The sequence below is a fragment of the Prosthecobacter sp. genome (assembly GCF_020439865.1).
Lineage (GTDB): Bacteria > Verrucomicrobiota > Verrucomicrobiia > Verrucomicrobiales > Verrucomicrobiaceae > Prosthecobacter.
Window position 1 is genome coordinate 25,884 of record NZ_JAGRPF010000006.1, and the last position, 10,465, is coordinate 36,348.

Here is a 10,465-nt window from a genome sequence, read left to right on the forward strand (position 1 = left end):
ATCCGCTCAAATGGCGCCCGCATGAATTTGAAACCCCTTGCCGGCCTTCTGGCGCTCGCGTGCGCCGCCATCTCTCCTGCACAAACGCCGGATGATCCTGCCGTGGCCGTCGCACCGCCACAGCCGAAGACTTTTGAATTCAAAGACGGCGATCGCCTTGTTTTGATCGGCAACACCGTGCTGGAGCGCGAGCAGGACTACGGCTCCTTCGAGCCCCGTCTCGATCTCGCCCTCGGTGAGACGAAAGTCACCGTGCGCAACCTCGCTTGGAGCGCGGACACCGTCTTCGGCCATGCACGCTCTTACTTCGGTCCGCCGGAAGAGGGCCTGCAGCGTCTGGCAGGGCATCTCGAGATGCTCAAGCCCACTGTCGTTTTGCTTTGCTACGGCTCCGAGCTTGCCTTCGAGCGTCTTGGCGGCCTGCCGGACTTCCTCACGGGCTATCGAAACCTCATTGAGCTCATCCGTGCGAAGTCTCCCGGCGTGCGCATCATCATCGCCTCCCCGCCGCCGTTGGAGACACTGCCGCCGCCGCTGCCGGATCTCAGCGCAGGAAACCGAAACCTCTCCAGCCTGCGTGATGCGCTGCACCGCTTCGCGCTGACGCAAAATGCGTTCTTTGTAGACTGGTTCGAGCTCATGGGCGGTCTGCCCAAGCCCGGCATCATCCGCAAGCCGCTCACCGAAAACGGCGTGCACTACACCCGTGAGGGCTACGAAAAGCTCAGCGCGAAGCTCATCGAAGGCCTCGGTCTCAAGATGCCTGATGCTCCCTCGCCTGCGCTGGAAAACCTTCGCCGCGCCGTCATCGCCAAGGACACGCTTTTCTTCAACCGCTGGCGTCCGCACAACGAGACCTACCTCTTCGGTTTCCGCAAACACGAGCAGGGCCAGAATGCGAAAGAGATTCCGATGTTCGACCCGCTGATCGCCCAAGGAGACGAAGCCATTCAGAAGCTCAAAGAAGAGGCGCTCGTGCAGGCCCGCAGGCCGTGATTTGAGACGCGTCCTGCTTCCATCAGTAAATGTACGTCAGGCCTGTCATCACCGTCCAGCCGCTCAGATCCAGGCTGAACTCCGTGGGACCCGAGCCGCCGTGCAAGGTGCCGGTGTAGTCGTAGCGGCCAGCCAGCATCGCATACCAGCGTTCACTGATCTGCGCGGCCAGATTTGCCTGAAGGTAAAAGCCCGGCAGCACCTTGCTGCCGCTACTGTGGTAGCCCCATGCGCCCAGTGAGCCGCCGCCGCGCGCCAGCAGGGTCTCCACAGTGTCCACGTTCCAGAAGGCGAAGTTCACTGCCAGACCGGTGCTGAAACCGGCTTGAAAGCGGCCGTCCGGGCTCTGGTAGTTCAGGTGCGGCCCCAGCGAAAGCGTGTGCAGATCCAGTCCGAAGGAGCGGTTGTAGGCGCTGTCCACCACGATGGCGCGCATCACTGTCACCGTGTCCTCGGTATGAGCGATTGGCGCGATGGGGATCGTCGCCCCGCCGGCAGGACTGCCCGTGTAAGTGGAGCCCGGGCCCGGCGACACGCCGAAATCGTTTCCGCCGTAGAGATCGGAGATCGTCGTGGTGCTGATAGTCTGCGTCACGAGGCCCGCGAACGCCGCACGGAGCTGTGAAAGTCTCATCCCCGTCAGCGAGTAGCCAAATTCCAGCGACAGCTCCCAGCCTCCGTTCTTCCAGAGGGCGGGGGACTCCAGTTTGATGAAAAAGCCCGGGCCGTTGAGGCGGTCTGAGGCGCCGCCCTGCTGGCTGGCGAAAAGCGTCGCCGTGTTCGTCGTCGTAACGTCCGTCTTCAGCAGTTCAAATTCAAAGCCCTCGTCTTGAAACACGTCCACAACGGTGGTGGCGTCCCAGCCGAAGTTTGAGGTCGTCACGCCGTTGTTGAGGTTGTCTGGCAGCACGAACCCGTTGTCGTACACGCCCGGCGGCAGGCCGCTGAAGGTCGTCGTGCCGTTGATCGTCACCAGACTCTGGGATGCGCCAGGGTTCCAGTGCAGCCGGCCCACTGACCGCCACTGCGGCCCCGAGCTGATCCGCCACCCAGACGATGTTGTCGTTGAAGACGGCATCTGCGCCTGCGCCCGAACTGCCGCCAGCGTCATGCCGACGAGCACGACGGTGGAAAGTATTCTGGAAAGCTTTGGGAGCATGAGGCGCGTGGGTAGCTGCTGTTTGGGCAGACAACCGCCTATCAAAGCGTCTGTCACAGAAAAAGGGAATCCTAAGGCTGTAAGAAGAATGTGATCGGCTGCGCCTCCTCCCTCGCCACATCTCCCTCGTTCCGCAAAACCATCCTGCTCCGCTCGTGGAGCTGCAATGGACAGGGACCCAAGAACCACCAGGATACTCCTTGGCTCAACGCGTTCGCGGGCTAGCATCCGGCCTTCATGAACTCACCGACGCCGCCCGCATCCCGTTCCACCGGCGTTCTGTGGTTTTTGTGGATCACCTCCTGCGTCGTCGGTCCTGCGCTCGCCTTCCTCTTTGCCGCCAGCAGTGGGTTTGCGGGGAACACCGCACTCACTCTCTCCGCCGTGGGTGTTTTTGTCACCTCGTGCCTGATCGCCAGCCGCCTGACTTCCCGTCTTCTGCCTTCCATTCTTCTTAGCCTCGCTTTCATGATTGGCGGCATCGTGATCGCCTGCGCCGCCTTCTTTGCCACCTGCCTCGGCAGCGCGGTCGTCCCCTCCGGCCTGCACTGACGCCATCCGCACCTGCGCCAGTTGCGACACCACGGCAGGGATGATGGGAGGGCAGGGATTCCGTCCTGCCGAAGTGGGCAACGTAGGAGCGTTAGAATGATCATGCGCATGGCTGCTTCGACCCTCAACGTCTGCTTCGCGGCCGTGGGAGTGCTGCTGACGATGGGAATGACGGCGGCAGTTTGGCGTTGCCGCAGGAGCCGGGGATGCTGTCTCGACGTGCGAAGCACCTGTTGACCACGCCGTAACGGGACTCTACGTCGGCGCATGGCGCTCAAAGCAATCATCTACAAGGCGGCGGTTTCGTTTTCGGATCTGGACCAGAATGTGTACCGCGATCACACACTGACGCTGGCGCGGCACCCGTCTGAGACGGAGGAGCGGATGATGCTGCGGCTGCTGGCCTTTGTGCTGAACGCGCCGGAGAACAACGACCTGGGCACGCTGGAGTTCGGCAAGGACATGTGGGAGGCGGATGAGCCGGCGCTGAGCCAGCATGATCTGACTGGGCTGCTGCTGCACTGGATCGAGCTTGGTCAGCCGGACGAGAAGCGGCTTGTGCGCGTGTGCGGGCGGTCGAAGCGGGTGACGGTTTACAGCTACGGAAGCTCGGTGCCGGCGTGGTGGATGGGACTGGCGGGGAAGTTTGCGCGCGTGAACAATCTGACAGTGTGGCAGATCCCGGTGGCGCAGAGTCAGGCGCTGGGAGCGCTGGCGCAGCGGTCGATGGATCTTAACGTCACGCTGCAGGACGGCGTGCTGTTTGTGGGAGAAGGGGAGCGGAGCGTGGAGATCACGCCGGTGCGGTTGTTTGGCGCGGAGTGATGTCGAAGGGCGCTGCGGAATTCCAAAAACGACAAAGCCGCGCGGGTCGGCGCGGCTTTGCGTTTGGGCTGTTGGAGAACAAGAGCGGGTCAGGTCACGGGGTGCTGATGGAGTCGACGGTCTCGACATTCTGCTGAGGAGCATAGGTATAGCCGGAGAGGGTGATGCCGGTGACCGTGAAGGTGAAAGTGCCGCGGTTTTTGGTGCGGCCGGAGGCGAAGGAGGCGGTGCCTTTGCGACTGGTGGTCTTGACTGAGGTGCCGCTGGTGAGGCCGCTCCACTGGCCGGTGACATTGGCGCCGGAGACGACGGTGCCGTTCTGATTCTTCACGGTGACGGTGGCGGTGGCCTGATAGCCCTGCTTGGAACTGCCGAGGCTCATCTGGATGCTGGCGACGTAGAGGACGTTGTTGCTTTGAACGACGATGGTGACGGTGTCCGCGGCGGAGGAGAGGCCGCTGTGGTCGGTGACAACGAGGGAGGCGGTGTAGGTGCCTGCGGTGGTGTAGGAGTGGACGGGATTGGCCTCGGTGGAGACGGTGCCGTCACCGAAGTCCCAGCTGTAGGAGGCGATGCTGCCATCGGGATCGTAGCTGCCGAGGCTGGAGAAGTTCACGCTGAGGGGACCTGTGCCGGTGGTGGGGGCGGAGCTGTCTGCGACGGCGATGGGGGCCTGTCCGTTGACGGGGACGACGCTGCCGGTGAGGCTAAACTGGCCTAGGCTGCCGTAGTCGTTGTAGGCGGTGAGGGGATCGCCGGTTCCGACGCCATCGACGGCGAGGTAATAGGTGCCTTGGGCGAGGGTGGCGCTGAGAGTGGCCCCCAGGGTGGAGGGATTGGCGGAGCTGACGAGGTTTCCGAGGCCGTCGTAGAGCGCGAGCTGGATGTCGAGGTTCGGTGAGACGGGGGCGGGGGTGGCGGTGAAGCTAACAGGGCCGGCGCCAGTGGTGAAGCCGAAGAGGTCGATGTCGGTGCGGCGCTCGATGATGCCGCTGGCAGTGGGAGAGGTACCTTCAAGCAGGGTGGCATCGACGATGCTGTCGCCGTGCTGGTCGGCACGGTATCCGACGACTCCAGAGATGATTGCGGTGTCGTCCTGAAGGTTGTTGGCGCTGGGGTATTCCCCTTTGCTCCACTGCACGACGTCCTTGTAGTAGCCGACGCCCATGATGGGCGCCCAGTTGGCATGGCCTTGATAGTACTCGGTGATGTTGGTCTGGCCGTCGTGGCTGAGGTTGAAGGTGTGACCGGCCTCGTGGCTGACGGCTTCGGCGGTGTATTTGGCATTTCCGCTGCCGAGCTGGTCGGGGAAGACGAAGGCAGGGGTGTCGGAGTTCCAGGAGAAGGAATTGAGGTATGCGACGCCACCTGCGCCTGCGCCATACCAGTCGTAGCTGCTGCCGCCGACGCAGACGCGAACGCCGAACTGGGTGTCTGAGCTGGAGGTTTTTCGCAACGCCTCGAGGCCTGGGTCTTCTGTGGTGACGTCAACGTCGAAGGGGGCATAGTCCTCCGCGACGCGCTGCCAGATGGAGTAGATGTTGTCGAGCTCGGTGACGGTGTAGGTGGTCTTGTCAGAATCAGCGCTGTAGGGAGGCGTGACGATGTTTGCGCCGCCGGTAAAACCACTGTTCCAGTAGGTGCCGGTGGTGGTGTGACCGTCGAAGTCGAGATAGATCGTCTTTGACGCTCCCGGCCTGCTGTGGAGGAGGAAGGTGTCGGCGACGGAAAGCGTGCCTGAGGGCGAGGTGGAACCCGAGGCGGTGGCGCCTTTGACGACGGCGTTTTGCAGAGGCAGGAGCCCCTCACAGGCGTAGTGGAGGTGCCCCTGACGGTCCATGCGCAGGGTTTTGTCCTTCTGGCAAAGGTCCCTAAGTTCCTGGTCCGAGTGCTCATACCAAGCGGCGACTTTGGAAAGACTGGCGCCGAGCGTGGCTGGGATGGCGGTGCTGCGGGTCGTGCGGCCGAAGTTCTGCAACGGGAAGTTTTCGCCGCGGTGATTGGTTTGAGCTTGGGCGACTGCGGACAGGCCAAAGAAGACTCCAAGGCGAACAGCGAGGGGAAGGAATGCGAGGCGCATGATAATATTATTTTGCTATAATTACCATAATTTGGCCAACCAAGTCAAGTGGGTAGCCAGTTCAGGTGCCGAGCTTGAAGGTAGGCACAGGCGGAATGGCGAGCCTTCAGTCTTGTTTGGAGATTGACTGTGGATGGCAGGTTCCGCTAAACCAGCTGGATGCGTGGTGGGTGTTTACAGGTACTCTTGGGAATGGCCGTTGTGCTGGGGTTGGCGGCTTGCTCGCCGATCAAGACGGTTACGATGTCGCCGCACTCGGCGCGGAACTGCCTGAACAACACCGTGGATTTCGGCCATGATGGCGGAGTGGTGCGACCGGATGCACTGCGTGCGATGGGCGTGGAACTCATGATTCACCGGGCAACGGCGGGCGGTCATGCGGATGTGGACTATGCGCGACGGGAGCGTGTGGCGCGTGCCGCAGGTCTGAAGTGGGGCGCATATCATTACATGAAGAAGCGTATGAGCCTTGAGGGACAGCTTGGGCAGTTCATGAACACGGTGGCTGCGACGGCGCGGCGCAATGGGACGACGGCCTATCCGCTGATACTGGTGCTGGACAATGAGGGCGCAGACCGTGTGTCATGGAGCGAACTGGCGCGTGCGGCGCGGATCGTGCAGTCACGCACGGGGGCATGGCCGCTGCTCTACTGCAGTGTGCCTCTGCGAGGCATGGCAACGTTTGACCAGCAGTGCCGCGAACTGGAGTCGCTGACCGCCGACGACCGCCGCGTGCTGCGCACCTGCGGCCTGTGGATTCCGCGCTACGGTGAACAGCCGGGAACGCACGTGCACTTCAGCGTGCCGCGCGTGTTTGGCAGTTGGACGTTCTGGCAGTACTGCGGGGACATCGGTGGCCGGCCAAAGTCGCCGTTCTTTGATCCGGAATTCTCCGGGAATGTAGGCGCCGGTTTCACACGCAGCGGCGGCGGTTCATCGCTGCGGCATTTTTGTGATCGCAGCGTGTTTCGCGGATCGCATGCAGCGTTCGAGCGTTTCTGCCACGAGCATGCGTCGGCGGTTTTGCTGTGGCGGTGATTTTAGGTTTGATTTCGCGGAGAGAATGCTTGCCAAAAAGCCTGCACAGGGCCGTAATCTGCGGCTCCTCTCTTATGATGACCCGCCTTGCCCTGATTCTTGTTGGTTCGATTGGTTTTGCGCACGCTTCGCAGCCGACTTCGCTCGCTGATCTGCCGGATGCGCACCCAGAGGCGGAGCTGAAAGCGTTCGTGGTGCCGGAGGGCTTTGAGGTGAATCTGTTCGCAGCGGAGCCGATGATTCAAAAGCCGGTGCAGATGAACTGGGATGCGCAGGGCCGCCTGTGGGTGGTGACGAGCACAACCTATCCGCACATCAAGCCGGGCGAAGAGGCAAAGGATCAGGTGGTGGTGCTGGAGGATACTGACGGCGACGGCAAGGCGGACAAATCGACGACCTTTGCCGAAGGTCTGCACATTCCAACCGCACTGGCACCGGGTGATGGCGGTCTCTATGTGGCGAACTCGACTGAGGTCTTGTTTTTGAAGGACACGAATGGCGATCTCAAGGCGGATGAACGCACTGTCCTGCTCAGCGGTTTCGGCACGGAAGACACGCATCATTTGCTGCACACGTTCCGCTGGGGCCCGGAGGGAATGCTGTACTTTTTGCAGTCGATCTACATCCATACGCACATGGAAACGCCGTATGGCGTGCGCCGGCTGATGGGCGGCGGAGTGTGGGAGTTCCGACCTGAGACGCGCCGCGCAGAACTACTGAGCAAGGGATTGATCAATCCTTGGGGCTTCGAGTTTGACCGCTGGGGCCAGAGCTTCGCCTGCGACGGCGCAGGTGGGGAGGGAATCAACTTTATCTTTCCGGGTTCGGTCTTCGCAACTTCACCAGGAGCGAAGCGCATCCTGCATGGTCTTAGCCCCGGCCAGCCGAAGCAGTGCGGACTGGAGATCATCGAGGATCCGCATTTCCCGGCGGACTGGCAGGGTACGTTTGTGCTGAATGATTTCCGCGGCAATCGGGTGAACCGCTTCCAACTGACGCCGAGTGGCAGCAGCTACATCGCGAAGCAATTGCCGGATCTGCTGGCAAGCACGCATCGCGCGTTCCGCCCGATCGATGTGAAGATGGGACCAGACGGTGCTCTCTACATTGCGGACTGGTACAATCCGATCATCCAGCACGGTGAGGTGGACTTCCGCGATGAGCGTCGCGACCACCAGCACGGCCGCATCTGGCGTGTGACGGCGAAGGGCCGCCCGCTGAGCCCGAGGCCGAAGATCGCCGGAGCCTCGACGGGAGACCTGCTCGAGATGCTGAAGAGCGACCGCAACTACGTGCGTCGTTTTGCGAAGCGTGAGCTGCGCGATCAAGGCGCGGTCAAAGTAACGAAGGAACTCGATGCATGGGCTGCGAAACTGGATTCCACGAAGGAGGCGGATGCCCATGCGCTGCTGGAGGCCGCCTGGGCTCGCGAGGGCGTGAATTCCTTTTCGCCCACGATCTGGCGCAGGCTTTGGGAGAACGGTGATTATCGCATCCGCGCTGCGGCGCTGCGCATCCTGAGCCATCGCTGGAAGGAATTCCCCGATGCGATGAAGGTGCTGGACAAGGCGGTGGCCGACGAGAATGCGCAGGTGCGTCTGTGGGCGCTGGCAGTGCTGGCGGACATGCGCAAGACGGGAGCGATCAGCGTGGCACTCAAGGTGCTGGATCATCCGATGGATGAGTCGCTCGACTTTCTGCTGGAACTGACCTGCCGTGAGCAGGCGGATGTCTGGATGCCCGCCGTGGTCAGCGGAAAGTTGAAGCTGGACGAACGTCCGAAGCATCTGGTCTATGCGATGAAGAGCACCGGGCGCAGTGATGCGTTGCCGCCTTTGTTTGCAGCACTGAAAGGCGGTAAACTGGGGCCAGAGGATGCGGCGGCTGTGCTCGGCATGGCCGGCGATGCAGCTGACGTAGCACAGGCGAAGGTGATGGCCGGCATGGTCAATGATGCGGCGATGGCGCCCTACTATATCGGTTTGCAGGACGCGCTGGTGAAGGCGGCCACGGATCGCAAAGTGATTCCCGAAGGCGCCAAGGACACCGTGATGGCATGGTTTGCCCGGCCCGAACCACATGTGGTGCATCGTGCGGCGATTCTCGCAGGACATTGGAAGGTGGAGGCCGCACGTGAAAAACTCGTGGCGCTGCTGACCGACGCCAAAACGATCCCGGCCATCCGTGATGGTGCCATGCGCGGTCTGACCGCCCTTGGTGGCGTCAAGACACGCGATCTTTTCGACAAGCTTTTCGTGGACTCGCAGGATGCCGGATTGCGCGGGCTGATGATCGACGGTCTGACCACCGTTGGCCCCCAGTTGGCGGCGAAGCGCGCCGTGGAGTTTTTGGCTAAAGCTGATGTGGAGGCGGCAAAACCCGTGCTCACCGTGTTTTTGAAGAACAAGCAGCTGCCAGGCGTGTTGGCGAAGGAGCTGGCGGGCAAGACGATTCTTGACTCTGTGGCGGTGGAAGGCATCCGCATGGTGACGTCCCGCGGCATTCAGGGGCCGCTCGTCGATGCGCTGAAAGCCGCCGGCGGAGTAAAGCAGATGGACCGGCCGCTGACGGGGCCTGAAATGGCCGCTTTAGTGGAAAAAGTGCAGAAAAATGGCGATCCTGCCCGAGGTGAGGCGGTTTATCGCCGCCAGCAGATGCTTTGCATGACCTGCCACGCCATTGGCGAGTCCGGTGGTGTTCTGGGGCCGAATCTGGTGAGCATCGGTGCCAGCGCGCCGGTGGACTACCTGATCGAATCCCTGCTGGAGCCGAGCAAGAAGATCAAAGAAGGCTATCACATGGTCATCATCAGCAAAAAGGACGGGGGAGTCGTCTCTGGCGGTCTCGTGAACGACGGCGCTGAGGAGTTGACGATTCGTGACCCGGCCAATCAGATCGTGAAAGTGGCCAAATCGGCCATCGCCAAGCGCGAGATGAGCCCGGTGAGCATGATGCCGCCCGGTTTGACCGCCAGCCTGCGCGAGGACGAATTTGTCGATCTGGTGCGCTTCCTGTCCGAACTCGGACGGGAAGGAGCCTACAAAACGCAGCCGAATCGCTATGTCCGCACTTGGAAGACCATGGCCAAGATGGAGCAAAAGGACGTCGATCACGTTCGCCACGTGGGCAGTTTTGCACTGAACGACGAGACCTATGCCTACCCTTGGCAGATCGCCTTTAGCAAGGTCGATGGCAATCTGCCGCTGGCCGAACTGCCGGCTGCGCAAAAAATGTACCCTTGGTTTCCGAAGATCGTGCAGTTCGGTCTGAAACTGGACAGCGGGGGTAAAGTAAAACTGGGCTTTAACACGGTGAAGGGGATTGTGGTAGCCGTGGACGGTGCAGAATTGAAGGAATTGAACCCCCAGCAGGGGTTGGAACTGACCGCTGGAACTCATCGGATCAGCATCCTGGTGACCCGTGACGCAGGTGATTTGGCGGATTTACGAGTGGAAATCCTAGATGGTGCCGCAGTGGTGGTGCCATGAAGCTTCGCAAAGCTGAAAAGTGGTATGGTCGATGTATTTGCATTGACGTGGCAAGGACGTTTTCGCTATTCTGAACGCAAAGGCCACAATCCATGTCTTACCCTGGCATGTATTGTGGGCTCAACTATTCCTTTGCGAACACATGAGAAACAAACCCATTCACCTGACAGATGTCATGAGCGTCGGCTCCTCGAAATGCTGTGGCTTTTTTGCGTGCCAGGCTGGTGAACGTCTGTCGCAATTCGAGTGTGTCTCATGCGCTGAGTAAGGCGCGGTCTTTGACGATTTTTTTTCCTTCTCCCCCATCTGCAATTTCCTTATCCTTTG

General features: G+C 61.2%; 7 protein-coding genes. 5 read left to right on the forward strand and 2 right to left on the reverse strand.

All coding sequences use genetic code 11. The features are described from left to right. Positions 1–21 precede the first annotated feature (21 nt). Positions 22–996: a GDSL-type esterase/lipase family protein gene (locus KDL09_RS00360; protein ID WP_294380168.1), complete on the forward strand. Its 975-nt coding sequence runs from the start codon at positions 22–24 to the stop codon at positions 994–996. A 22-nt stretch (positions 997–1,018) separates the two neighbouring features. Here the strand turns inward: KDL09_RS00360 and KDL09_RS00365 are convergent, their stop codons facing one another. Continuing rightward, a complete protein-coding gene (locus KDL09_RS00365) occupies positions 1,019–2,155 on the reverse strand; it encodes a hypothetical protein (protein ID WP_294380169.1) in 1,137 nt (378 codons plus the stop codon). A gap of 237 nt (positions 2,156–2,392) precedes the next feature. Here KDL09_RS00365 and KDL09_RS00370 point away from each other — a divergent pair, with 237 nt between their 5' ends. Together KDL09_RS00370 and KDL09_RS00375 are read left to right on the forward strand one after the other, a co-directional pair. Next, the gene (locus KDL09_RS00370) at positions 2,393–2,707 is read left to right on the forward strand and encodes a hypothetical protein (protein ID WP_294380171.1); all 315 of its coding nucleotides are present in this window, start codon (positions 2,393–2,395) and stop codon (positions 2,705–2,707) included. Between the two features lie 267 nt (positions 2,708–2,974). Next, on the forward strand, positions 2,975–3,532 hold the full coding sequence (locus tag KDL09_RS00375; RefSeq protein ID WP_294380173.1) for a YaeQ family protein: 558 nt from the start codon (positions 2,975–2,977) through the stop codon (positions 3,530–3,532). A 94-nt stretch (positions 3,533–3,626) separates the two neighbouring features. Here the strand turns inward: KDL09_RS00375 and KDL09_RS00380 are convergent, their stop codons facing one another. Further along, the gene (locus tag KDL09_RS00380) at positions 3,627–5,612 is read right to left on the reverse strand and encodes a PKD domain-containing protein (RefSeq protein WP_294380174.1); all 1,986 of its coding nucleotides are present in this window, start codon (positions 5,610–5,612) and stop codon (positions 3,627–3,629) included. 243 nt (positions 5,613–5,855) lie between these two features. Here KDL09_RS00380 and KDL09_RS00385 point away from each other — a divergent pair, with 243 nt between their 5' ends. Beyond that, complete coding sequence (locus tag KDL09_RS00385) at positions 5,856–6,650, forward strand: GH25 family lysozyme (RefSeq protein WP_294380176.1); 795 nt, start codon at positions 5,856–5,858, stop codon at positions 6,648–6,650. 74 nt (positions 6,651–6,724) lie between these two features. Then, positions 6,725–10,138: a PVC-type heme-binding CxxCH protein gene (locus KDL09_RS00390; RefSeq protein WP_294380178.1), complete on the forward strand. Its 3,414-nt coding sequence runs from the start codon at positions 6,725–6,727 to the stop codon at positions 10,136–10,138. Positions 10,139–10,465 lie beyond the last annotated feature (327 nt).

Bases quoted from the DNA above. Each gene is read 5' to 3' on its own strand.
- KDL09_RS00360 (WP_294380168.1), top strand. From the start codon at position 22: ATGAATTTGAAACCCCTTGCCGGCCTTCTGGCGCTCGCGTGCGCCGCC.
- KDL09_RS00365 (WP_294380169.1), bottom strand. From the start codon at position 2,155: ATGCTCCCAAAGCTTTCCAGAATACTTTCCACCGTCGTGCTCGTCGGC.
- KDL09_RS00370 (WP_294380171.1), top strand. From the start codon at position 2,393: ATGAACTCACCGACGCCGCCCGCATCCCGTTCCACCGGCGTTCTGTGG.
- KDL09_RS00375 (WP_294380173.1), top strand. From the start codon at position 2,975: ATGGCGCTCAAAGCAATCATCTACAAGGCGGCGGTTTCGTTTTCGGAT.
- KDL09_RS00380 (WP_294380174.1), bottom strand. From the start codon at position 5,612: ATGCGCCTCGCATTCCTTCCCCTCGCTGTTCGCCTTGGAGTCTTCTTT.
- KDL09_RS00385 (WP_294380176.1), top strand. From the start codon at position 5,856: ATGTCGCCGCACTCGGCGCGGAACTGCCTGAACAACACCGTGGATTTC.
- KDL09_RS00390 (WP_294380178.1), top strand. From the start codon at position 6,725: ATGATGACCCGCCTTGCCCTGATTCTTGTTGGTTCGATTGGTTTTGCG.